The organism is Rhodococcus sp. P4_F3_2 (assembly GCF_056401335.1).
Window position 1 is genome coordinate 502016 of the sequence record NZ_JBFUJN010000001.1, and the last position, 23270, is coordinate 525285.

At 63.5% G+C, this 23270-nt stretch carries 21 protein-coding genes and 1 riboswitch; of the genes, 8 read left to right on the plus strand and 13 right to left on the minus strand.

The genetic code is table 11. The annotated features are described in order from the left end of the window. Positions 1-11 precede the first annotated feature (11 nt). Positions 12-998 (plus strand): LLM class F420-dependent oxidoreductase, encoded by a 987-nt coding sequence (locus tag AC1DWA_RS02445; RefSeq protein ID WP_019744950.1) that lies wholly within the window; start codon positions 12-14, stop codon positions 996-998. A gap of 9 nt (positions 999-1007) precedes the next feature. On the opposite strand, the gene AC1DWA_RS02450 is transcribed toward AC1DWA_RS02445, so the two are convergent. The 5 genes from AC1DWA_RS02450 to AC1DWA_RS02470 form a co-directional block, all read right to left on the minus strand. Then, positions 1008-1670 (minus strand): DUF3239 domain-containing protein, encoded by a 663-nt coding sequence (locus AC1DWA_RS02450; protein ID WP_020970500.1) that lies wholly within the window; start codon positions 1668-1670, stop codon positions 1008-1010. 74 nt (positions 1671-1744) lie between these two features. Then, the gene (locus AC1DWA_RS02455) at positions 1745-3823 is read right to left on the minus strand and encodes an amidohydrolase family protein (protein ID WP_097387005.1); all 2079 of its coding nucleotides are present in this window, start codon (positions 3821-3823) and stop codon (positions 1745-1747) included. A gap of 102 nt (positions 3824-3925) precedes the next feature. Further along, positions 3926-5584, minus strand: coding sequence for a DNA repair helicase XPB (locus AC1DWA_RS02460; RefSeq protein ID WP_477846841.1), 1659 nt, complete (start codon positions 5582-5584; stop codon positions 3926-3928). Between the two features lie 180 nt (positions 5585-5764). Continuing rightward, the gene (locus AC1DWA_RS02465) at positions 5765-6844 is read right to left on the minus strand and encodes an alcohol dehydrogenase catalytic domain-containing protein (protein ID WP_019744946.1); all 1080 of its coding nucleotides are present in this window, start codon (positions 6842-6844) and stop codon (positions 5765-5767) included. Beyond that, positions 6841-8034, minus strand: coding sequence for an LLM class flavin-dependent oxidoreductase (locus AC1DWA_RS02470; protein ID WP_477846842.1), 1194 nt, complete (start codon positions 8032-8034; stop codon positions 6841-6843). Before AC1DWA_RS02470 ends, AC1DWA_RS02465 begins: the two co-directional genes overlap by 4 nt. A gap of 216 nt (positions 8035-8250) precedes the next feature. Between AC1DWA_RS02470 and AC1DWA_RS02475 the strand changes: the two genes are divergently transcribed. Next, the gene (locus AC1DWA_RS02475) at positions 8251-8562 is read left to right on the plus strand and encodes a hypothetical protein (RefSeq protein WP_269577010.1); all 312 of its coding nucleotides are present in this window, start codon (positions 8251-8253) and stop codon (positions 8560-8562) included. A gap of 54 nt (positions 8563-8616) precedes the next feature. After that, the gene (locus AC1DWA_RS02480) at positions 8617-9267 is read left to right on the plus strand and encodes a TetR/AcrR family transcriptional regulator (protein WP_020908803.1); all 651 of its coding nucleotides are present in this window, start codon (positions 8617-8619) and stop codon (positions 9265-9267) included. 425 nt (positions 9268-9692) lie between these two features. Here AC1DWA_RS02480 and AC1DWA_RS02485 read toward each other — a convergent pair whose 3' ends face one another. Together AC1DWA_RS02485 and AC1DWA_RS02490 are read right to left on the minus strand one after the other, a co-directional pair. Next, on the minus strand, positions 9693-9818 hold the full coding sequence (locus AC1DWA_RS02485; RefSeq protein ID WP_019744941.1) for a hypothetical protein: 126 nt from the start codon (positions 9816-9818) through the stop codon (positions 9693-9695). A gap of 87 nt (positions 9819-9905) precedes the next feature. Then, positions 9906-12230: a helicase-associated domain-containing protein gene (locus AC1DWA_RS02490; RefSeq protein ID WP_477846843.1), complete on the minus strand. Its 2325-nt coding sequence runs from the start codon at positions 12228-12230 to the stop codon at positions 9906-9908. A gap of 60 nt (positions 12231-12290) precedes the next feature. On the opposite strand from AC1DWA_RS02490, the gene AC1DWA_RS02495 reads away from it, so the two are divergent. Beyond that, entirely contained in the window at positions 12291-12479 is a 189-nt protein-coding gene (locus tag AC1DWA_RS02495; protein WP_019744939.1) for a hypothetical protein, read from the plus strand. Here the strand turns inward: AC1DWA_RS02495 and AC1DWA_RS02500 are convergent. Then, complete coding sequence (locus tag AC1DWA_RS02500; RefSeq protein WP_477916457.1) at positions 12469-13050, minus strand: transglycosylase family protein; 582 nt, start codon at positions 13048-13050, stop codon at positions 12469-12471. The genes AC1DWA_RS02495 and AC1DWA_RS02500 overlap by 11 nt on opposite strands. 8 nt (positions 13051-13058) lie before the next feature. Beyond that, positions 13059-13268, minus strand: a riboswitch (cyclic di-AMP (ydaO/yuaA leader). 394 nt (positions 13269-13662) lie between these two features. Between AC1DWA_RS02500 and AC1DWA_RS02505 the strand changes: the two genes are divergently transcribed. Beyond that, positions 13663-15060, plus strand: a complete 1398-nt coding sequence (locus AC1DWA_RS02505; RefSeq protein ID WP_477846844.1) for a YncE family protein — start codon at positions 13663-13665, stop codon at positions 15058-15060. A 147-nt stretch (positions 15061-15207) separates the two neighbouring features. On the opposite strand, the gene AC1DWA_RS02510 is transcribed toward AC1DWA_RS02505, so the two are convergent. Beyond that, positions 15208-15597 (minus strand): YccF domain-containing protein, encoded by a 390-nt coding sequence (locus AC1DWA_RS02510; protein WP_003939919.1) that lies wholly within the window; start codon positions 15595-15597, stop codon positions 15208-15210. A gap of 33 nt (positions 15598-15630) precedes the next feature. Then, entirely contained in the window at positions 15631-15858 is a 228-nt protein-coding gene (locus AC1DWA_RS02515; protein ID WP_003940194.1) for a hypothetical protein, read from the minus strand. A 215-nt stretch (positions 15859-16073) separates the two neighbouring features. Here AC1DWA_RS02515 and AC1DWA_RS02520 point away from each other — a divergent pair, with 215 nt between their 5' ends. After that, positions 16074-16487 (plus strand): cold-shock protein, encoded by a 414-nt coding sequence (locus tag AC1DWA_RS02520; protein WP_007733502.1) that lies wholly within the window; start codon positions 16074-16076, stop codon positions 16485-16487. Between the two features lie 88 nt (positions 16488-16575). Here the strand turns inward: AC1DWA_RS02520 and AC1DWA_RS02525 are convergent, their stop codons facing one another. From AC1DWA_RS02525 to AC1DWA_RS02535, 3 genes are all read right to left on the minus strand, one after another. Continuing rightward, positions 16576-17043: a DUF2771 domain-containing protein gene (locus AC1DWA_RS02525; protein ID WP_225989529.1), complete on the minus strand. Its 468-nt coding sequence runs from the start codon at positions 17041-17043 to the stop codon at positions 16576-16578. Positions 17044-17069: 26 nt separating this feature from the next. Then, positions 17070-18764, minus strand: coding sequence for an MFS transporter (locus tag AC1DWA_RS02530; RefSeq protein WP_030244200.1), 1695 nt, complete (start codon positions 18762-18764; stop codon positions 17070-17072). A 69-nt stretch (positions 18765-18833) separates the two neighbouring features. Further along, positions 18834-19664 carry a glutaminyl-peptide cyclotransferase gene (locus AC1DWA_RS02535; protein ID WP_477846845.1) on the minus strand — a complete coding sequence of 277 codons (831 nt, stop codon included), beginning with the start codon at positions 19662-19664 and terminating at the stop codon, positions 18834-18836. A gap of 38 nt (positions 19665-19702) precedes the next feature. Here AC1DWA_RS02535 and AC1DWA_RS02540 point away from each other — a divergent pair, with 38 nt between their 5' ends. Both AC1DWA_RS02540 and AC1DWA_RS02545 read left to right on the plus strand, forming a co-directional pair. Next, positions 19703-20524, plus strand: a complete 822-nt coding sequence (locus AC1DWA_RS02540) for a DUF3027 domain-containing protein (RefSeq protein ID WP_019744932.1) — start codon at positions 19703-19705, stop codon at positions 20522-20524. Positions 20525-20592: 68 nt separating this feature from the next. Beyond that, positions 20593-23265, plus strand: a complete 2673-nt coding sequence (locus tag AC1DWA_RS02545; protein WP_477846846.1) for a sacsin N-terminal ATP-binding-like domain-containing protein — start codon at positions 20593-20595, stop codon at positions 23263-23265. Positions 23266-23270 lie beyond the last annotated feature (5 nt).

The following is a 23270-nucleotide window of genomic DNA, read 5'->3' on the forward strand; positions in this document are numbered from 1 at the left end:
AGGCTCGCTACATGCGATTCGGACTGTTCGTACCTCAAGGCTGGCGTCTGGACCTGGTCGGCATCGACCCCGCGAAGCAGTGGGAGGTGATGCGAGACTTCACGCTGCGCGCGGAGGCAGGGCCGTGGGAGTCGGTGTGGGTCTACGACCACTTTCACACCGTTCCCCAACCGACGGAAGAAGCGACTCACGAGGCGTGGACGTTGATGGCCGCACTCGGTGCGTCGACCTCGCGTATCCGACTGGGCCAGATGTGTACCGCCATGAGTTACCGAAACCCGGCGTACCTCGCCAAGGTCGCCGCGACCACCGACCTGATCACGGGTGGACGCGTCGAGATGGGCATCGGCGGCGGTTGGTACGAGCAGGAGTGGCGCGCGTACGGCTACGGTTTCCCCTCTGCCGGTGAGCGTCTGGGCCGCCTCGACGAAGGAATCCAGATCATGCAGCAGGCGTGGTCGACCGGCAGCTCGACGCTCGACGGCAAGTACTACCAGGTCGACGGAGCGCTGTGCCGTCCACTTCCGTTGCAAGAGGGCGGAATTCCCATCTGGGTTGCCGGTGGCGGCGAGAAGGTCACACTCAAGATCGCGGCCAAGTACGCGCAGTACACAAACTTCGACGGCACCCCGGCCGGCTTCGCGCACAAGTCCGAGATCCTGAAGAAGCACTGCGACACCGTCGGTACCGATTTCGATGCCATCGTCCGTTCGGCCAACTACAACGTGGCCATCGGCGCGACGGAAGCCGAGGTGGCTCAGCGGTTGGAGACACTGAAGGACAGACTGACGCCGTTGGTCGGCGAAGCTGCCGCCGATGCGTCGCTCGATGCGTTCCGCGGAATGCCCGCCGTTGGTACACCCGAGCAGATAATCGAGAACCTGTCGGCGCTCAAGGCACAGGGACTCGAGTACGCAATCTTCTACTTCCCCGAGGCCGCGTACGACACGTCGGGAATCGAGATGTTCGAGAAGGAAGTGCTGCCCGCGCTTGCGTAACCGTTAGGGCTAGCGCAGGGAGTCAGGAAGATCGGCCGGGTTGATCAGAACCCGGCGATCGGGGTGGGTGCGAACTTCTTCGGAGTCGGGGATCCGGCTCTGCAGGAAGTTCCACTCGCTCGCACTGACAGCTGCGATCGCGCGTGCCAGCACTGCCGAGTCCTTGGTTCCCCACTCGATCGGCATGGGGCTGACCATCTGCCACGTGTCAGCCTTGCTGCGGGTGGAACGATCCGAACGCAGTGCCACCGACGGAATGCGGTCGCCGACTCGCCACTTCGGATTGAGTCGAACATTGCGGCTGACGAGCGCGTACTTCGGTGCTCCGGCCGCCGGCTTCGCGATGTCGATCAGTGCCGTCAGGGTCGCCGCTCGAGGGTGAACCTCGGTGACGATCGCGGGAACCAGTGGGTTGTCCGCATACAGAGATTCGACGCTTCCCACCTTGCGAGGTGCCCACAAGGCGACCCACAGTGAACTGGCCGCACCGATGGCGAGGACCGCGCCGATGATGATGGACCACACCTCACCCATGCTGATCAGCCAGGCTCCGACCGCGGCGAGGACGATCGCGAAGATCACCGCAGAAATCTGCAGGCGGCGTACGTCGGCCAGTGTGTCGTTGACCGACTTGGCGTGGGCCTTGTCGACGGTGAACTGGAAGTCAGCCACGAAAAAATCCTTCGGGTGGTGCCGGACGATCTAGGACCGGCCCCCGATCTCCCGGGAGCCGTCCACCAGCGTAGCTAGTTTCGCGCGCGCTCCCACATTTGCAGGTAAGCCTCGGCGCCACGGCTCATGTCCTCGATGATCGTGTCACCGTCGGCGCCCGCAGCAATACGCATGTCCGCGATCCAGTCGGGAATCATCCCGTACTGGGCAACACCGTCGGTGTTCACGTCGAAAACCCTGGTGCCGGCGCGCTGCTGGTCCATGACGGTGCCGTCGAAGGCGGTGTACGGATATTGGAGCGGATTTTCGGCGGCGTCACCGCGCGGTGCGGCTTGCGGCCCGAAGCCGTTGGTGTCTGCGCCGTAGCCGAAACCGAAGTAGTAGTTCTCGCTTCGCATTGCCCGTGCGTCGCGCCACTGGTCGATGAACCCACGCTCCTCGGGCTTGTCGTCCGATGCGTCCAGTTGCCCGGCGTACAGGGCGACAAATCCGCCGAGCGCGTAGATCCGCTTGTAGAGGCTCGGGTCGCTCCAGCTGTGACTGGAAACAACACCGGAATAGTTCGCTGCTTCGAGAATGTCGAGGGCTGCTTCGGCGGTCTTGACGCTCATGTGATCGATGTCCACGATCATCCCTCGGTCCATCAAACCTCGGATCGTGTATGCGCCGAGGTCGGTCAGGCCGTGCGAATTGCATTGCGGACCAGAGGGGTACACCGGAAGCGTCACTCCGGGTGGGAGTACCGCGAGAAGATTCTGTGCGCCGTCGACCTTGGTGGGCAGCACATTGTCCTCGGCAACGCCGGTGCATGGTTCCGACTGCCAGAACTCCCCGGTGCCCAGGTAGTTGCCGATATTGACGGCCACTCCGGTGACGCCGCCGTCGAAACGGGCACCGCCGAGGGCGTTGTCGAACTTGTGCGTGACGATCATCTGCCGAACACCGAGGTCGTACAACTCGTCCAGGCCGCGGTCGATGTCGTCCTCGGTGCACTGCGGAATACCGTTGCGCACAGAGCAACCGAAGGGTTCGGACACCTCCACCCCGAGGGTGACGGCCAGCTTTCCGTCGGCGGCCACCTGCCTGGCCTGTTCAGGGGAGCTCACGATGCGGAACCAACCCCGGCCGGGACCGCCGTACTGGGCGTCGATGTAGTCCTGGAGTTCGCGTGTCTGCTGCGCCTGGATCCGGACGGTCTCCATCTCGTCACAGGGATTTCGCTTGCTCGGATACAGCTCACACAGCACACGGTTGGCGACAAAGAGATTGGTGAAGATTCGCAGACCACCACGCCAGGCGCGCTCGACCCACTTGTAGTACGTCTGCTCGTGCGTCAGTGAATCGTGCGCCGGCCAGTCGGCGAAACTCGGCCAGCCGGTGGTGTCGTGAGTTTCGAAGGGATTGCCGTACGACAGAACGTTTTCGAGGAGCGCCGGTATCCCGTCGGGTCGATGGTCCGGGCAGTCGACGAGCGCTGCGGTGACGCCCTGAGGGTCGAAAGGTCGGCCGCAGTGCAGGTTTCCGCCCATGAACTCGGAAGCGTTCATGTGCACGTGTGTGTCGATGAATCCGGTGACTTCACCGTTCGGTCCGATTTCTCCTGGAACGCCGTTTGCGCCCACCTCCGCTTCGGGGAAGTCGGCGCAGCCGTCGCGCGGGATCAGCGTGAACGCAGATTCGGGAACGTCACCGGGATCGGACATCGTGAGCATCAAATCGCGCGAGATCAGTTGACGGCCGTTCGAGGTCGCGGTCAGAACGAACGATTCACCGGTGGACATCACGGTCCAGTCGGTGGAGGGAGTTGCTTCGGAAGTGGCGAGTACCGAGTCCGCGCCGTCGTGCGAGAGCATCGACCCGTCCGGGCCGTACAGCATGAAACGACCCAACTGGGCCGCATGTAGCCGGAACGGTTCGGCGTCTGCGGCTTTCGTTACGTCGGTGAGGTACGCCGACCCGTCACGACGGACGAAATCACCAGACTCGGTGCGCAGCGCGAAGCAACCGTTCGCAAGTGCGTACACCGAGTTCTGCGCGGTAGGAGCAGGACTCGGTGCCGCGGCGCTGACGCCTGTCGTGGCGACGACGACGGCGGCAGTCAGCAGCGAGATGGTTCCGGCGAGCCGACCCCGTAGACGTGGAACTGAGCGCATGGTGCTGGTGACCCCCGGCCGATGGACACGACTGTGACAGGGGACACTCTACAGGTAACTGGACGTATGTCCATTTGATTCTGCAACGTGTTGCAGAAATGCTCAGCCGATTGCAGGTCCGAGCAGGTCATCGGCGTCGGTGATCCGGTAGGCGTAGCCCTGTTCGGCGAGGAATCGCTGACGATGTGCCGCGTATTCCGCATCGAGAGTGTCGCGGGAAACCACCGAATAGAAGTGGGCCTGACCGCCGTCGTGCTTGGGTCGCAACAGTCGTCCGAGCCGCTGAGCTTCTTCCTGTCTCGATCCGAAGGTTCCCGAAACCTGCACGGCGACAGACGCCTCCGGAAGGTCGATCGAGAAGTTCGCGACCTTACTCACCACCAGCGTCTGGATCTCACCGTTACGGAACTGATCGAACAGGATCTCACGTTCCTTGTTCTTGGTGGATCCCTTGATCACCGGCGCGTTCAGGGCTTCGCCGAGTTCGTCGAGCTGATCGAGATACGCACCGATCACCAAGGTCGGGGAATCGGGGTGCTTCGCCAGAATGGACTTCACGACAGCAATTTTGGTGTGCGCCGTGGAGCACAGTTTGTAGCGCTCCTCCGGTTCGGCGACGGCATAGGACATGCGCTCGGCGTCCGTCATCGTCACTCGCACCTCGACGCAGTCTGCCGGCGCGATCCAGCCCTGCGCTTCGATGTCCTTCCACGGAGCGTCGTAGCGCTTGGGCCCGATGAGCGAGAAGACGTCGCCTTCGCGGCCGTCCTCACGAACCAGCGTTGCGGTCAGGCCGAGACGGCGGCGCGACTGCAGGTCTGCCGTCATCCGGAAGACGGGCGCGGGCAGCAAGTGGACCTCGTCGTAGATCACCAGTCCCCAGTCGCGGGAGTCGAAAAGTTCGAGGTGCTTGTACTCGCCCTTCGTACGACGCGTGATCACCTGGTAAGTGGCGATCGTGACCGGCCGAATCTCCTTGCGCTCGCCAGAGTATTCGCCGATTTCTTCCTCGGTCAACGACGTGCGGGCGATGAGCTCACGCTTCCACTGACGACCGGCGACGGTATTGGTGACGAGGATGAGTGTGGTGGCTTTGGCCTTTGCCATGGCTGCTGCGCCCACCATCGTCTTGCCGGCGCCACACGGCAGCACGACGACGCCCGAGCCGCCGGCCCAGAACGAATCCGCTGCCATCTGCTGGTAGTCGCGCAGTTCCCAGTGGCCCTCTTCGAAAGCGAGATCGATCGGGTGCGCTTCGCCGTCCACATAGCCGGCGAGGTCCTCGGCCGGCCAGCCCACCTTGAGCAGCATCTGCTTGAGGCGGCCGCGTTCGCTCGGGTGGACGATCACCGTGTCGTCGTCGACCTTCTCACCGAGCATCGGTGAGATCTTCTTGTGTCGCATCACCTCGGTGAGGACTGCCCGGTCGAGGCTGATCAGGATGAGGCCGTGCACCGGGCTCTTGACCAGCTGCAAGCGTCCGTACCTGGCCATCGTGTCGACGATGTCGACCAGCAGCGGTTGCGGAACTGCGAATCGTGAGAACGAAACCAGAGCGTCGACAACCTGCTCGGCGTCGTGTCCGGCGGCGCGGGCATTCCACAAGGCCAGGGGAGTGATGCGATACGTGTGGACGTGCTCGGGGGCGCGTTCGAGTTCCGCGAATGGGGCGATTGCCTGCCTGGCATCGCCGGCGCGCTCGTGGTCGACCTCCAACAGCAGCGTCTTGTCGGATTGGACGATCAACGGTCCGTCGGTCACGGAAGCCTCCTAGTGAAACAAACGCAGCAGCCACAGAGCGTTGCACCGCGTTGTCGGCTGACGCCAACCCTGCCATTGTCCTGGTATCGGAGCGCATACGCCAACAGGCGACGCTCGCACAGCCAGAAGTAGAGGTGCCCGAGTTCGGGCACCCCTACGTCAACAGAGCAGGACCAACCGCTATTCCGGACGACCTGCAGCGGGCAGGACGAGGATCTTCACGTGCTCGTCGGGTGCGCGAAGAGCCGCAAAAGCGTCCGAAACTCCGTCGAGCCCGACACGGCCGGTAATGATCGCTTCGGCGTCGATCTCGCCGGCGGCCAACCGAGCAAGGGTGATGTCGTACGCGTTCTCGTAGGGGCCATGACCGAAGTTGATCGAGATCCTTCGGAACTGCCCGATGACGGGAACGATGGTCTCGTCGCCGAACGGCGCAGCCAGGACCTGAATCCGCGAGTTGAACGGCAGGGTGCGCATCAGTTCGCCGATGACCCCCGCCCGGCCGCTGCATTCGTAGGCGATCAGGATGCCGTTCGCGGCCTGGCCCACGAGCGGGTTGCCTTCGGCGACCATCTGATTCCACAGTTCGATCGGATCCTGTGTGAAGGGGTCGACGACGATGTCCGCGCCCATCTTCTTGGCGAGCTCGCGGCGTTTGGGGGAGGGTTCGGACGCGATGACGATCTGTGCCCCTCTCGCTTTCGCAGCGACGATGGCACCCAGTCCGATCGTCCCGCAACCGACGACGAGCGCTGAATCGGCCGAGGTGAGGCCGGACTGCTGGAGATGCATCTCGCCGACGTGTAGAGGTTCGGCCAGTGTGGCGTGCTCGAGTGACAGATGGTCGGGAACCTTGCGGACCCAGAATGCGTCGACAACGATGTGATCGCCGAACGCACCGTGGTATTCGTTCGAGTAACCGATGATCGTCGGGATCCCGGTAGCCGTGTCGGTGGCCAAGCCGATGCCGGCCACCCGATCACCGATCATGAAATCGTCTACTGCAGAACCGGTCTCGGCGACGATGCCCGCGTATTCGTGACCCAGCACCACGGGTGCGTCTGGATCGAAGGTGGCGAGCGGGTAGCCACCGTTGTGTGCGACCTCGACGAATCGGCACGGGTCCTTCGACATGCTCAGGTCGCTGCCGCAGATTCCGCAGGCGACGACGTCGATGCGGATCTGATGGGGTGCCAACGGCGGCGCGTCGGCCATCTCGGCGACGGCGAATTCTCCCTGGTGGAATCGGACGGCCCTCATGCGCGCACAGCTCCCGTCTCGGCCGGTTGGCCGTAGTAGTCGGTATGGGCTTTGGTGATCGCTCCGACCAGCCCGCCGATCAGGTATTCGCGGTTGTCCTCGGCGAACTGCATGCTCGCCTGACGTCCGACATTCCGCTTCCGGAAGTGCGGGACCACCTCGGAGGCGAACAATTCGTAGCTGCGTTTGGTGTCCTCCCAGCTCGCCATGTCCACGTGAAGGATCAGGAACGTGCCGAACCCTCCTGTCTTCTCGATCAGACGCTCGATCTGAGCAATCGCATCTTCGGGCGTACCGATGATCGCCTGACCGAACTCGCCGAGCGTGTCGTTGCGCCACTGGTCGATGATTCCGGCAGGTGTATCTGCCCAGGCCGGGTTCTGGCCGGTCTGTCGATTCACGTAGGAGGCCATCGATCCGATCCGTCGGCTCACGGCGCGCTCGGCCTCGGCTCGGGTCTCGGCGATGAACATCGGATTGACCACACGCCACGTCGCCCGGTCGGCGTGGTGGCCGTGCTCGGCCGAGACCTTCTCGTACACATCCCAGTTGCGATCCAGTGCGTCGAATCCGCTGGGTGAACTCGCCGCGAGTGAGAGCAGGGAGAGCCCGTTCTTGCCGGCGAGCACCGAACCGTTGGGGGAAATCGTCGACGCTGTCACGGTCTCGATGCCGTCCGCACGGTATGTGGGCAGCTGTGCGCGTGCGTCACGCAACGTGAACCAGTCGGTTTCCATGTTGACGACCTCGCCGCAGAGCAACGCGAGAATGGCCTCGAGCGCTTCGCCCTGGCGACGACGCTGGTCCGACGGGTTGATGCCCATCATGTGTGCATCGAGGGGGATCTTGCCCGGGCCGGTGCCGAAGATGAGCCGTCCGCGGGTCTGCAGATCGAGCTGAGTGATGCGGTCGGCCGTGATCAGCGGGTGGTGATAGGGCAGGGACGTCACGCCTGTGCCGAACTGGATGCGCTCGGTTCGCTCTGCGGCGGCCGCGATGAACATGTCCGGGGCCGGCACGATCTCGGCGCCGGTCGAATGATGCTCACCCATCCACGCTTCTTCGAATCCGAGGTGGTCCAGGTGTGTCATGAGGTCGATGTCGCGTCTGAGTTGCAGGGCGGGATCGGCGTCGAGCGGATGGTACGGGGCGAGGAAGGCTCCGAAGCGGATGGACGATGCGGACCACACGATGACATCTCCTGTCGACAGGGGAGTGATTTGGATCACTCGCTCTGATGGAGGTGTCTAACATGGATCAACTGATCCAATAAGTTGAATCTCCCGCACAGTGGGAGGTTGGTAATCACTTGTAGCTCAACGCTATCTGGCGTAGTCATGTCGTCTAAGGTTGTTCCAAGTCGATCAACTGAACCAGGCATTTTGAGAAGGAGCGTTGAAGAGGTCATGCAACTGGACGTCACAATCACCCCCACCTCCTCGACCGTCGAACTGAACGGGGTCGACGATTTCACCAGTCTCTCGGTCGTCGTAGGCGGCGACGATCAATCCGCGACTCTGAGTCGGGCATTGGAACCGTGGGGGGAACTCGAGGACGATCATGTCTGGCTCGACATTGCTCACCTGGAACAAGCCGTCGCGGCCCAGGTCGGAAACGCGCAGTGGAAGCAGAAGTTCTCCGCGATGGTGGACTACGCGCGCGCCCACGGCTGGGTCGATCGCGACAACAGGGTGCGAGCACACCGTGAATCACTCTGACTCCGCGGTCAGCGCTTCGGAGAAGTTCGGCGAGCCCGTGCGAAGCTCGTTCGTATGACCGACTCCCGGCAGAACCGTCAAGGCGACGTGACACGTCTGCGTTTGCTCAAAACTGCTGAACGGCTTTTCGCGACAGAGGGATTGGATGCAGTTTCGCTGCGCGCGGTCAACGCGGCGGCCGGTCTCGGACCGTCGTCCGTCCACTACCATTTCGGCACCAAGGAGGATCTGGTCGCCGCGGTGCTGTTGGACATGGGAACGTCGGTGCGAGATCAGATCAGCGCGAACGTGGACGCCCTAGCCGCCGACAAGGAGCCGCCGACGGTCGAAGCGTTGGTGCGGGCCGTCACGGCGCCATACAAGACACTGCTTCTTCGCCATCGCACGCGGGGAATGCGATGGATCAGAATCGTCACGCAGATTTCGCAGCCGCAGATGTCACGACCGGGCCATCCAGCCCTCGAGGCGACCGAGATGCACCTTCGTGATCATCTTCTCGACCAGGTCCGTCGTACCTTTCCTGCTACCGATCCCGAAAGGCTCGAGACTCGCTGGGCGGTTGCCTTGATGGGCTTCCTCCAGGCGTTGAGCCGAGCGGACGATTGGAGCGGAAGCAGCAAGCCGCTCGCGCCGGAGCGACTTGCCGACTTCTACGAGGACCAGGTCGTCTTTCTGGTGGGTGGAGTGCGACAGTTATTGGGATGAGCGCCTAACTGATGCGCCTCCTATTTCTGCGCGACCACTGACTTCCGCATTTCCATTACATGAGTAATAGCTTCGGAAATTCCGGATCTATAACCGATATTCTTTTCGGAATCACCCGGAGTGGAATCAAGCTCCGATTCGAGTCTCGTCTGAATACGGTCCAGGGTGTGGATTGTTCTTTTCACGATGGTTGATTCTCTTTCTGCGGTAAATCCGAAAGAAGTATTCCGGATTGCCGAGCGTGTTCGTCGAGGACACACAGTGATGCCAGGGTCATGCCCGCTGCGTAGCCGCGCGAGCGTGCATCAGTTCCTCGACTACGTGACTTGAACAGGTTGAATGTTTCGTGCAGGTGCACGAGGGTGTCGGTGGAGGCAGGCATTGGTCAGCTTCGCAGTCAGCTCGTCTTCCTCTGGACTGTGCTGTCAGCTCCGCTTCCGCTTACGAATGAACTCGGAAGACTCCGTAGTTTTCGCCCGCTTTTCCGCGCGGCGTTCCTTGATCGACTGAGCGGGTTTCTTCATGTTCTTTCCCGGCGCCTTGTCAGCCATTGTCGCTCCTCATTTTTCGAAGTGGCAATCACAAACTGACCTCGACCATACTTCATTTACAGAAAAAAGCCAGTTGCTTCTTTTCTGCTACTTTTTTCCGGAGTCGACGGGGCTGACGGAAGTAATGCGGTGCAACGTGAAACGGCGTACGGCACCACTTGCCGGGTCGAAGGCGTCCAGCTGTCCGCCACCCACGCTGACGGGGTCGACGATGCGATGAGTCGCTACCCCCTGAGCGTCGACATAGCCGATGTTGACGCTCGAATTGTCCCGGGCCGCTGTGGCCAGTAACGCGATGGTGGCGGCATTGTTCTCCCTCGAACCGTCCGTCCGGACACCACCACGGCCCGGGGCGGAAGCGCGGTCACCTGCTCGCATCGTGCGGACCAACGACGCCAATTGATCCGCCGACGGGCTTGCGGGCATTCGCGACGCCGGTCGGCTGCGACGGTTCGGTACACGCGCCCCGCGTGGGCGGAGATCGACCAACGTGCCCGAGGAGTCCTCACCTGCCGGCGCGAATCCGGCTGCGCGCAGCTCGGCCAGGACCTCGCGCAGTGGGGCCTGCGAAATCGCGACTGTGGGAGCCAAGGCGCGCAATGCCAGGGGCTCCGCCACCGCCGAAGCGAGGACCTCCGCCAGCAGTGACGCGTCCTCACATCGAATGAACGACGCCGCCACTCCGGCACGCAGTCGCCCGTGTCGACGGGCGACATCGTCGATCAGATACGAAAGTGATTGGGGAACAGGCGTCTTCGATTTCGAGGCGAACATCGCATGCAGTTCGGTGGCCGTCAGACCGGCGTCGAGCGCACGACGCACGCTGTCCTCGCTGATGCGGTACATGGACGCCGATCCTGCCGACTCGATGTCCGCGACCAGGCTCACCTGCTCGAGCAGGTCCGGTACGAGCGGGCCGGGCGCAACCAGAGTCAGATCTGCCTGGACCAGGATGTAGTCGATGGGCTCGGGTAGCGCGGACTGCATTTCGGCTTCGGCGTCCCCGCCGTGCAGCAAAGCTCGTCCAGGTGACGACAACGCGCCGCGGGCCACCAGCCCGAGGGCCTCGGCCTCGTCCAGAGTCCGCTCGATTGCGAACGTCCGTAGGCGCCCGCTCCATCGCGGGCGTCGCCACGCCAGTAGTCGACTTACCTCGACGGCCGATGCAGTCTGGCCACTGTCGAGTTCGGAGAGTAGCCCCAGAATGGCCTGGCGATCGCGCGGAGCCGCCGGGGCCCGGCCTTCCTCGGACAGCGCCGCGATGGGCTTGTCGGTGGAATCCCTCAGCCCGATCATCCACGGAACTCGCGGTACGTCGACCCAGGCGGACGCCAGCACCTCCCACCGACGCGCTGTGGACGCGTTGAGCCAGCCGTCGACGGCGAGTGTGGGCGTCCAGTATTCGTCCGCGTTGTCCGAGACCGGCGCCGGGTCGGGCGTTCCACTGGCGATGAGTCCGGCTGCCGAGAGCAATTCGACGAGCAGGCTCACTCGCGCTTCGTCGAGATCGGCCGTCTTGGCCACGCGTCGTAGTTCTCGAACACCGAGTCCACCTGCTCGCAGTGCTGGGGCCGGTGCTGCGCCCAGAACAGCGATCACGCTCTCGCATTGGCGTACCAACTCGAGCGCCTCGCCGGCCGCTGCGGCGTTCACGTCCGCGGGTTTGAGTTTGTCGCCCCCGATGACGGGTGCGGTCAGCGTCGTCGGATCGAAAACCGGCTCGCCGCGGATGACCTGACGAACCGTCGCCGGAAGCTCGACGGTCTGCTCGTCGAGCCACCGCAGCAGGCCGGCCGCCAGCAGTCGCTGAACCGGGCGCTCAGGCGGCGTTCCGGGGGCGGCGTCGCGGGTGCGACCGATCGGGCTGGAGTTGGCGAGAGTCTCGAGGAGATCCCGCTCGCGGGTGTCCAGAGCGTCGAGGGCTGCCGAGATCTCGGTCTCGGTCATCGCCTCGGCAGGTTCGAGGGCTCGCCCCACACGCCACGGAATCATCCCGATGACTGCCGGGACGACGCTGATGGGATCGACACCCCAGACGAGGGCGGACTCACGCATCTTCGACAGTGACTTGTCGACGGCCTTCTTGGTGACCTTGCCCTTGCCGGTCAGGGCGCGTTCGGCGATTGCACTGTTGAGCTCCGCCCGCGTCATCGGAGTTTCCTCGGCGCCGGCCAGTGCCAACAATTCGAGAAGACCGAAATCCAGGGTGTCGAGTTCGTCCGCCGCTCGGCTGACCGACGCGCGTTGCTGCGCCCGACCACTGAGAACCACCATCGTGCTCGGCGGCGGTACGGCCAGATCGGGGCGCAGACGCAGCAACTCCGTCAACTCGGCGTCACTGCGCGCCGAGAGCCAATCGGTCAGACTTTCGGCTGCGGAACTGCCCGCCGGGGTGCCACGTGTTTCGGTCATCAGGTATCAGATTAGAGACCTGGTCTGTACGGCGTAACGGCGTCCTGTCAAAATGACTTCGTGGCCAACAATTCGAAGCAACACTATGTAGATCCAGGATGGCCGGAAACTGCAGACGGAGATCACGCAGTGACCGAATTGTCATCGACCCGCGCAGGTGGACTTTCACCCTTCGGCGAGGACACCACCTTTCCGGTTCCGGTGGAGTCACTTCCTTACGTACACCCGCACACCGTCATCAACCGATAACAACTCGACACGAAGAAGGCCCGCACCGATTCGGAGCGACTGCGAGGATCTGCGGGTCGACCGGGATGCCGTTGGCCTTGGCGAACGCGATTGCCTGATCGATGGCGTCAGCGACCGGGTGTGCAACGGTCTGAGCGACCTGCTGTGCCGGAGCCGGAGCTGCCTGAGGAGCCGTGGTGGCCGGAGCGGAACGCTCGGTGGCGCCGCTGCTCAGTCCGAGGCTGGAGGAGCAGGACGGCCATGCGCCCCAACCCTGGTTTGCGAGAACACGCTCGGCAACAACGATCTGCTGCTCGCGGGTGGCCTGGTTTGCGGTGGCTGCGTACTGTCCGCCGCCGTGTGCGTTCCACGTGCTGGGGGAGAACTGCAGTCCGCCCTGGTAACCGTTGCCGGTGTTGATGGCCCAGTTTCCGCCGGCCTCACACTGGGCGAGACGATCCCAGTCGGAGTCGGGGGYAGCGCTTGCGGTTCCGGTGGCTRCAATTCCTGCTACGCCCATGATGGCGCCGGTGACGGCGACCTTGGCGACAGTGCGACCGGTGGTGGTGGGCTTGCGATGGCGTCCGCTCATGATGGTCGAAATCCTCTCCACACGCGCCTGCGAGGTCAGCTGTCGGGTTCGGGCTGAGAGGTCGCCCGGCCTCGCCTTTCCTGGCTGGAAAGGGTCTGGCTTCACCCCAAGATTCGGTCTTGCGATCGAACCGGTGTCCACTGGAGAACTTTTCTGTTCTCACAGAGGACTTTGGGTCCCCCGTCCTCGTCCCTGGAATGCTCTGTCGGAAGTCCGGTACCCGCGGGACAAGGCTTGGCGCGGCGGGCCGGAGGTGGCCGAGTTTCCCGGCCGAAAACGACGGTAACGGCTCGAGTCTCTCGTGTCACCATTTGATAACGCGGCGTGGCGAAGGACGTACAACGCGTCACACAAAGCGCAGGAGACTCTTCCCAGGTAGGTGGGGGTGCCTGAGTGAATGTCCGGTTGTGTCCGTTCCGTTATCCATCCGTAATGTGAGCAAGGTCACACGTTATGTGGAAATGGAATTCCGGCCGAGTGAGAGGTGTGCCGATCCAGGTCGAAGATGTGTCCTGTGTCTCAACATCGAGATTGAAACTTAGGTTAGGTTTGCCTGACTTGCCCCGAATGGGCAGGGTTCGCAGAGTCTTCCAAAGAAGTAGGGCACCCCTCATGAAACTGCAATACCGTCGGCGTGCGGTCACCGCGTCACTCGCCGTCGCCGCTGCTGCTGTCGGCCTGGCCGTCACTGCTCCCGCTGCACACGCCTCACCCGAGGATCCGACACACGGTGTTGTCGGAAGCTATTCCGCAACCCAGCCCGGTGACATCGTCGTCGACTCGGCAACCCACCGCGGATACATCACGCAGTACGGCGGACCGACCAGCTCGTTGTCCGTCGTCGACACGAACACCGGCAAGTCCGTCGGCACCATCGACGGTGTCGTCGGTTACCCGTCGGCACTTGCCGTGGACTCGGACCTCGGACGCGCATACGTGTCCTCCTCCTACGGCGGCGCGATCTCGATTGTCGACACGAAGACCGGCAAGGTCGAAAAGACGGTCACGCTGAGCGAGAAGAACCCCGACGGCTCGCGGCCGCAGATCAACGATGTCGTCGTCGACCCCACAACACACCGCGCGTACTTCTCGGACTACAAGTCCGGCAACATCCGAGTCGTCGACCCCAACGCCGCCGACGCCGTGTCGAGCATTCTGGTCGACAAGTCGGCAACGCCGACCAAGCTCGCCTTCGACAGTGTCCGCGGCTTCCTCTACATCGCGGACACCAACTTCTTCGACGAGAATTACGGCCGCACGCTGTGGCAGGCGGACGTACGCAAGGGCGGAGCACTCAAGTCGATCGTGCGTGCCGACAACCTCTACCCGGTCGACGTCGATGTCGACACGAAGACCGGCAACATCTACATGACCGACACCCGGGCAACCAACCTGTGGGCGATCACCCCGGCCGGCGCGGTTCTGTCGAAGACCACGCTGTCTCCGACCGCGATTCCCAACGGCGTGGTCGTCGACGCTGCTGCAGGCATTGCATATGTCGCGGACGTCATGAACGGACACCTGTGGTCGGTCGATCTGACGACCCGCGCCACCACCGCTCTGACCGATACCAAGGTTCCGGCACTGGAGAAGGTCAAAAACCTCGCGCTCGACACCTCGACCGGCGCCATCGCGTCGACGACCAACGGGGGCAAGGTGACCGTCGTTGCTGCGTACCCGCTACCCGCGACCGTCGAACTGCCTGCCGCTCAGGTCGGTAAGGCGTATTCGCAGAAGCTCACTGCCGCTGATACCCGGGCGGCCTTTGCGCTCACCAACGGCACTCTGCCCGGCGGACTGTCCCTCGCACAGGACGGCACCATCTCGGGAACCCCCACGGCCGTCGGCAGCGTCACCGTCGAGATCACTGCGAAGAGCGTGCTTTCGCGGGTTTCGAGTGTGACCATCGTGGTATCCGAGGGTCCGGTCGGCCCCGTTGATCCGGGCAACCCGGGAACGGGTACCGGTTCGCTCGGTAACCTCCCCGGACTCGGTAGCCTCGGCCGCTGATCCGACCTGATACGAGAGAACCCGACCACAGCACCTGCTGTGGTCGGGTTCTTCTGTCTCCGGGCCCGCTTACGCGTAATTGACGCGGTCCACGGCTATGCGTAATTGACGCGGTCCACGGCTATGCATAATTGACGCGGTCCACGGCTATGCATAATTGACGCGGTCCACGTCGACGATCTCCTTGCCGAGCGGCATCAGCGAGATCGGAATCATCTTCAGGTTCGCGACCGCGAGCGGAATTCCGATGATCGTGATCGCCATCGCGACGGCGGTGACGATGTGTCCGATCGCCAACCAGATACCGGCGATGATCACCCAGATGACATTGCCGATCATCGAACCGACACCAGCGGTCGGCTTGTCGACGACGGTCTTACCGAACGGCCACAGTGCGTAGATGCCGATGCGGAATGCCGCGATTCCGAAGGGAATCGTGATGATGAGGATGCAGCAGATGATGCCTGCGGCGAAGTAACCCAACGCCAGCCAGAAGCCGCCGAACACCAGCCAGATCACGTTCAGGAGGATTCTCATGGTCAGTGACCTTTCGGTTGAAGGCGGGGGTGATCAGCGCACGCGTCGACCGGATCTGAGCGTGTAGACGATGGCCAGAAGGAAGCCGATCGGGCACGCGAGTGCCACCAGGTACAACGCCAGGCCGGGCGGGGTGTCGCTGAAGATGTGGACTGCGAAGATGGCCACGATCGCCAGGAATCCGACGATGAACAGTGCCATCGCCGTACGGAACAGACCGTTTCCGGTGCCGGAAGTGCGCGGGTTCGGTTGAGGGTCCACACCTACGAGGATAGTGCCTGTAAACCTGGGTGCCGACCCGGGTTCTTCACAGGTAGACTGTTAACAGACTGCGCGCCCCGCTGAAGCAAGTGTGGGGCGCGTTCTTTTGCATTCTTCCACCGGAAGCGATGCGAGCAAGGCCATGAGGCTCTTCCGAGAGCCTCCCGAGCACATTGGGGCAGATGCCCCAGTCGAGTGATGAGCAGGTGAACGCGGTGCCGACCGGCAAGGTGAAGTGGTACGACGTCGAAAAGGGTTTCGGCTTTCTGTCGCAGGAAGAGGGCGAGGACGTCTACGTCCGTGCTTCCGCTCTCCCCGAGGGCGTCGAAGGCTTGAAGGCCGGCCAGCGCGTCGAGTTCGGCATGGCTGCGGGCCGCCGCGGTCCGCAGGCGCTGAGCCTGAAGGTGCTGGAGCCGGCGCCGTCGTTGCGGGGCGCTACGGCGACGCGTCGTGAGCCCGTCGAGCGTAAGCACACCCCTGACCAGCTGCACGGCATGGTCGAGGACATGATCACGTTGCTCGAGGCGAAGGTCCAGCCGGATCTGCGCAACGGCAAGTACCCGGACCGCAAGACCGCTCAGCGGATCTCCGAGGTCGTCCGAGCCGTCGCTCGCGAGCTCGACACCTGATCGCTCGATTCGAGCTGCCGTACACGGCTTCGAAACAAAATGCCCTGCACACCAATCGGTGTGCAGGGCATTTTCGTTCTTCCGGGGATCAGGCGGTCTTGATCGACCAGATCAGTAGTCCTTGTTCGCTTCCCTCACCGACGGCGAGGTGGATTTCGACGCCGACGAGTTGCTTGACGGGATCGCTCGAAGATTCGACCGTCACTGCCAGGGCCTCGCCGGGCTCGAAGACTCGGGGTTCGCCGGTCTGGTTGCCGTCGGCATCCTCGTAGACCGCCAGCAGGGCCCACTGCGCATCGGAGACGTCCGTCGACAACGACAGCTGCAGCGGGTAGCCCGCGGGAACGTCGAGGGCATAGATGTCGCCCACCTGGGCGCACTGGGACAGATCGATGGTGCAGAACCCGGCAGGGTTCGTCTCGATCGTCTTGCCGTGTGCGTATGCAGTGATGACCGGTAGCTTTTCGGGGTCGTCGTTGATGTTCTTGATGATCACGAAAAGAACGGAGACGTAAGCAACTAGTGCCACCACCATCAGGACACTGATCGCTGCCACGATCTTCTTTGTTCTCGAGCGCATCATCACTGCGGAGTACTTCCTTGTCCTCGGTTGGATTTACCGGTGTAAATCACTTCGGTCACTTCTTGTTCGGCCAGATCGGGTCGCTTCCCGCCGAGGCCGGGCAGGAGGCTGCTTCCTCGGTAGCTCAGGAAGGTCTGTAGAAGCCCGATCGTCAGGAACACCGATACAACAGTGAACCCGATCCAGTATTCGGTCGGAAGCAGAACCCCCAATGCGCCGCCGAGTACCCAGCTCAACTGCAGAACCGTCTCGGATCTGCCGAATCCGGACGCGATCGATTCCTCGGGCAGGTCGTGCTGGAGTGACGCGTCGAGTGAGACCTTTGCGAGTGCGCTGGCGGCGGAGGCTACGAGTGTGGCCAGCGCAGCGGTCATCAGGTTGTCCGTCAGCGCTGCGATCACCGCGATGATCCAGACCGACGCAGTGCACCGGAGCACGATCAGTGCGGGCCGGCCGAGCTTGAGGCGCGCACCCGTGGCATTTCCGGCGAAGTTTCCCAGACCGGCCGCTGCGCCGACCAGGCCGAGCATCATGGCTTGCTGGAGCGGCTCGTGATCGGTGCGTGATTTGGCGACGAACGCGATGTAGAGCGTCAGGAAGCCGGTGAGCACGCGAATGGTGCCGTTGCCCCAGAGTCCGATGATCACGGCGCGTCCGAGAGGCTGTCGGACCTTGGCCGGTTTCGCGTTCGGCTGTGGTGGGGCGCTGCCGGCGTGGTGCGCCTCGTCCGGGTGGTAGGTGATGGTCGCGGGAACCTCACCCTCGGTGACTTCGACCCACGACGGGATTCGCATGCTCAGATATGCGCCGAAGACGGTGACGGCGACGGCGAACCACAAGGCTCCGGTGGAACCGAAAGCGAGCGCGAGCGCACCCGCGACGGCGCCGGCGCCGATCGTTCCGCCGATCAACCCGAAGACCGTCAGACGCGAATTGACGCGCACCAGGTCTATTTCCGGTGGTAGGACGCGTGGTGTCACCGCACTCTTGAGTACCGAGAACGATTTACTGAGCACCATCATGCCGAGCGCGGCCGGATAGAGGATCCAACTGTCGAAGTTGAAGACCAGGATCACTGCGAGGAGCGTCCGGATTCCGAACGACGACGCGAGTGCGATGCGGCGGCCGCGCTGCAACCGGTCGAGCATCGGACCGATGAGCGGTGCGATGACCGCGAACGGTGCGATCGTGATCAGGAGATAGAGCGCGACCTTGGTCTTGTCCTCACCCGTCGCAGCCGAGAAGAACAGCGTGTTCGCAAGGGCGACGGAGATCGCGGCGTCGGTGGCGTTGTTCGTCATCACTGCGTAGGTGAGAGCGGTCAGACCGGACTTGTCCGCGCCGTCGGCCTTCGCTGCGCGCTGGAAGGTCGCGATGCCCTTGTTCGTCAGTTCGCGGCTGCGCATCGCTGCGACGCGGGTGACGGTGAGCTTGCGAGGCATCGGGGGAGCCTTGGGGGCGTCCGCACCCGGTGCCTTCGAACCGGACGCGGAATCCGAGTCTCCCCGTGATTCGGGGATCGGGTGCAGCGGCGGCAACGGCGTGCGACGCGCAGCGGGGCGAGCCGAAGGCGGGTAGTTGTCCGGGCGGGCCGCGGGTGGGTAATTGTCGTAACCGGGGTGCACCTGTTGCCCCTCCGGCTCGTCGTGGATTCGCCGAGTTTCGGGGTCGTAGGGTTCGCGCGGTCCGGTCACCACTCAATTCTGTCCTAGTGTCGGCGCGGCTACCACGCACACCCCTGCGAGTCCTGTGTCATGTCGGACTCAGTTAACAAAACGGACTTCGAACATCTGCGGCCAATACTTGCCGGTGAGCAGGAATCGATCGGTACCGGGAATCTGCGCGATGCCGTTGAGAACGTCGACGGTGCTGGTCGATCCATCCGTGACGAGTTCTTCGCGTAGAGCCGATGCGTCGTACACGTTCGTGACGGTGCCGTCCGCCGGGTCGATTCGGACGACGGTGTCCGTGGTCCAGACATTGGCGTAGACGGAGCCGTCTTCGGCGCATTCCAATTCGTTCAGCTTGCCGACGGACTCCGAAGATCTGGTGACGTCGACTGTCGAGATCGGCGCAAAGGTTTCGGGATCGCGAAAGGTCAACGTGGCCGAACCGTCGCTGGAGACCAGCCGATCCCCGAGCGAACAGATTCCCCATCCCTCGGTGTCGAGTGGGAACCGCCCACGTTCGGTCAAGGTGTCCTTGTCACGGGCGATGGCGACGCCGTCTTTCCAGGTGAGTTGCCACAGTGTGTCTCCGGCGACCGTGATGCCCTCACCGAACAACGGCGGGTCGAGATCGGCACGCGCAACTTCCGGTCCCGAAGCGGGGGACTGCTCGTCGGAGATCTCGCTCGAGCGCACCCAGGACTGCCCGACGCGTCCGGTGCTTTCGTACAACCGGTTTCCGTCGATCTCGAGGCCCTGCGTGAACGCGTCGGGATCGTGCGCGGACACTCGAACGATCTCGACGGAGCCGGTTTCGGACGTGAGGCTGTCGGGAGCACCGGGGGAATCGGAGCACCCCGCCAGGGCTGACGCGATCACGGCGACCACTGCAAAAGTGCGCACGGAATTGGCGTGTGACCTACTCATCTGCCCAGCATGGCAGCCCAGTGCGTTGCGGACTTGCGGTGGTGCGGCAAACTGGAGGAGTGAGTGTTGCTACTTCTCCAGAGCGTGCAGTGCCGCGCCCAGTACTGGCCGATGCGGTCGAGCTTGCCCGAACGGCAGTCGTCGACCTGCATGAAGGCGGTGTGGGGGCATACCTCGGCGTGACGTCGGAGGACGAATTTGCCGCCACCCATCGATTTGCAGCAGACATTCCCGGATACCGCGGTTGGCAGTGGGCGGTTGTCGTCGCTGCCGGACCGGAGGACACCCGCGCAACTGTCAGTGAGTTGGCGCTGCTGCCGGGTCCCGACGCGTTGGTTGCGCCGGAATGGCTGCCATGGGATCAGCGGATTCGTCCCGGCGATCTCTCCGTCGGTGACCTACTCGCCCCGCCGGCCGAGGATCCTCGGCTCGTTCCCGGCTACGTCGCCACCGGTGACCCGGAAGTCGACGAGGTAGCTCTCGAAATCGGGCTAGGCCGCAAACAGGTCATGAGCCTCGAGGGCCGACTCGATGCCGCGCAGCGTTGGTTCGACGGTGACTTCGGCCCGGAGTCGGAGATGGCCAAGGCTGCCCCGTCGACGTGTGGGCTGTGTGGATTCTTCCTTCCACTGGCAGGTTCGCTGCACGCAGCGTTCGGCGTGTGCGGCAACGAACTCTCCGCAGACGGCCGGGTGGTCAGCGTGTCCTACGGCTGTGGCGCGCATTCGGACACCAGCTTGCCGCTCGGTGCGGGCTCGCCGCAGTTCGACGCATTCGACGACGGAGCAGTCGAGCTGATTGCGGTGCCCGCTCGCCCGTCGAGCGTTGTTGCAGTTGAGGATTCGGTATCCACCGAGTAGAAGATCCGTTCGGCACGGACGCACTCCGCGAGGCGACGCTGCGCGCGTGGTCGGAATCTCCGACGCGATTGCGTGAAGACGCGGCTGCGGAATCCGACCTCGCGAAGGCCGGGTACCGCGACCGTCTGCTCACCGAACTGGCGCAGAACGCTGCCGATGCAGCTGCACGCGAGGGCGTCGAGGGCTCTTTGTGGGTGGACGTGGACGGTCGGACGCTGACCGTCGCGAACACCGGCCGTCCGCTGGACGAATCCGGCGTTCACGCACTCACGGCGCTGCGTGCGTCGAACAAGGTCGACGCCGACGAAGGCGTGACGGGACGGTTCGGAGTCGGATTCTCGGCAGTTCTCTCGGTCGGTGACGAGGTGGAACTGCGCTCGTCGACGGGATCGATTCGATTCTCTGCCTCGCAAACTCTGCGCGAGATCGAGTCTCGCGAACTCCCCGTGCCGGAAACCGGTGTCCCCGTACTTCGTTTGGTGTGGCCGTCTGGCGAATTGCCGAGCGACGGTGCCGATTCGGAGGTGGTGCTGACGCTTCGGCCGGACGTCGATGCCGCGGCGCTGCTTTCGCAGATGACTCGTGAGGCGGTCGACCTGCTGCTCGAACTCCCGGCTCTCGGATCAATTCGTCTGGGTGAGAAGACTTTTCGGCGATCGGAACGAGTGCTGGATTCCGGTCTCGTCGAGGTGGTCATCGGAGATCGCACGTGGTGGCAGTACTCGGCGCCGAATGCACGGTGGTTGGTGCCGGTCCGCGACGGGGTCGTCGAGCCGGTCGCAGACGACGTGCTGCGGGCCCCGACCCGATCCGACGAGGAACTGTCGATCCCCGCGATCATCATTGCCGACATTGCAATGCAACCAGATCGGCGACGCCTCATGCCCGCAGCACCGATCGCTCCGCTTGCCGAGGGGTACGCGAAGTTCCTTGCTGCACTACCTCCTCGGCAGCGAACGGCACTCGTCCCGATCCCTGCCTTTGCCCGCAGCGAAACCGATTCGCTTCTGCGCGAAGCGCTTCTGAAGGAGCTGCAGGAAAACGAGTGGCTTCCGGTGGTCGGTGAACCCGACCGCGCGCCGCAGCGAGCATCCGTGGTGCCCGGGCTCAGTGATGACCTCGCCGAGTTGCTCACCGACATCATCGGCGGCCTGGTCGTCCCCGAGCTCTCCGGCCCCAAGCACGAGCGAGCACTCGCGGCGGTGTCGACGCACCGCATCGGGCTCGCACGCATCGCCGAACTGCTCAGCGGCTTGGAACGTGAACCGAAGTGGTGGAATCGACTCTATTCGGCTCTCGAGCCCTTGGTGATCGACACTCTTGCGGTGGAAGAGCTTGGAACACTGCCGGTTCCGCTCTCCGATGGACGAACGGTGACCGGACCGCGGACCGTCGTCGTCGGCGTCGAACTGGGCGAAGACGCACCGTCTGTGCAGTGGACGAGGTTGGTTCATCCTGTCGCGGCGCACCCGTTGCTGTCTCGATTGGGAGCACAGACCGCGAGTGCCACCGACCTGCTGTCCGATCCGGCACTGCGAGCATTGATCGAAGATGCTGCGGATCAGGATGATTCGGTAGCGACGGAGTTGGCGCAAGTGGTGCTCGGATTGGCGGCCCACGTGGCGCCAGGGGCGCTGCCGTCGTGGATCGGTGAAGTGCTGCTTCCTGATTCGGAGGGCGAATTGCGGTCCGCCGACCAACTTCTGCTTCCGGGAGCTCCCCTTGCAAGCGTCCTGGTCGAGGATTCTCCCTTCGGCATCGTCGACGCTGATTTTGTTCAGCGGGTGGGGGAGCAGGCGCTACGGGTAGTCGGTGTCGGGTGGGGTTTCACGGTGGTCCGTGAGGAATTGCCGTCCGGCCCCGATCACGATCTCGACGCCGAAGACGCATGGTGGGACACCCTCGACGAGGACCCCGAATACATCGAAGCCGTGCGCGATCTCGATCTCGTGGACGAAGACCGCTGGCCGCAGGCGCTGTCGCTGCTGGTCGAGTCGCCGGCGACGCGGGCGCTGCTCACCGACCGTCGTGGATACACAGCGTGGTGGTTGCGTTCGAATGCCGAACTCGGCGGTGAGGTGCTTGGCTTGCTGCGCGCTCCGGGCGATCGCACCTTCGAGGGATTACTCGATGCTGCCGAACACCCCGACGCCGGATTCTTCTCCGGATTACTGGCATCCGATACCGTCGACGATCCGGAACTGGCTCAGCTGCTACTCGATCGGCTTGCCGACCCACTACGGATGCCGGCCTCCGCCGTCGTCGCGCGGACGCACCGACTGCTGGGTGAGGCAGCGCAGCGACGGGTTCTCGACCTGGAGGAACTGCACCTGCCGCCGTTCGTGCGAGGCCTTTCCGGCGATCTGGTCGATCCCGGCGACGCCCTTGTTCTCGACCGACCGTGGCTGGGAGCGGCACTGCCTGCACAACGAGTGGTGCTCGGTAGCTTCGAGACAGCTGACGCACTGGCAGATCTGCTCGACGTCGCTACGGCGTCCACATCCGTTCACGGACGAGTGAGCAGCACCGGCGTTGTGACGACGTGGGCGAACGAACCACAGGCAGTTCTCGGCTTCGCAGCCCTCGGCCGTGAGGTTCCCGGCGGCGAGGTAGTGATCCATCACGAACTGTCGGTGGAACTGACAGGAGCGGTGGAGGCGACAGTGACCGTGCCGTGGTGGGTGGACTCGGACGGCATTCATCACGTGATGCGCACGTGGACTCTGCCGCAAGGGATGTGAGGGCA

What these genes read in the sequence shown, in the direction of transcription:
- AC1DWA_RS02480 (WP_020908803.1), top strand. Translation starts at nt 8,617, where the DNA reads ATGACCGACTCCCGGCAGAACCGTCAAGGCGACGTGACACGTCTGCGT.
- AC1DWA_RS02485 (WP_019744941.1), bottom strand. Translation starts at nt 9,818, where the DNA reads ATGGCTGACAAGGCGCCGGGAAAGAACATGAAGAAACCCGCTCAGTCG.
- AC1DWA_RS02455 (WP_097387005.1), bottom strand. Translation starts at nt 3,823, where the DNA reads ATGCGCTCAGTTCCACGTCTACGGGGTCGGCTCGCCGGAACCATCTCG.
- AC1DWA_RS02490 (WP_477846843.1), bottom strand. Translation starts at nt 12,230, where the DNA reads ATGACCGAAACACGTGGCACCCCGGCGGGCAGTTCCGCAGCCGAAAGT.
- AC1DWA_RS02505 (WP_477846844.1), top strand. Translation starts at nt 13,663, where the DNA reads ATGAAACTGCAATACCGTCGGCGTGCGGTCACCGCGTCACTCGCCGTC.
- AC1DWA_RS02445 (WP_019744950.1), top strand. Translation starts at nt 12, where the DNA reads ATGCGATTCGGACTGTTCGTACCTCAAGGCTGGCGTCTGGACCTGGTC.
- AC1DWA_RS02475 (WP_269577010.1), top strand. Translation starts at nt 8,251, where the DNA reads ATGCAACTGGACGTCACAATCACCCCCACCTCCTCGACCGTCGAACTG.
- AC1DWA_RS02465 (WP_019744946.1), bottom strand. Translation starts at nt 6,844, where the DNA reads ATGAGGGCCGTCCGATTCCACCAGGGAGAATTCGCCGTCGCCGAGATG.
- AC1DWA_RS02535 (WP_477846845.1), bottom strand. Translation starts at nt 19,664, where the DNA reads ATGAGTAGGTCACACGCCAATTCCGTGCGCACTTTTGCAGTGGTCGCC.
- AC1DWA_RS02510 (WP_003939919.1), bottom strand. Translation starts at nt 15,597, where the DNA reads ATGAGAATCCTCCTGAACGTGATCTGGCTGGTGTTCGGCGGCTTCTGG.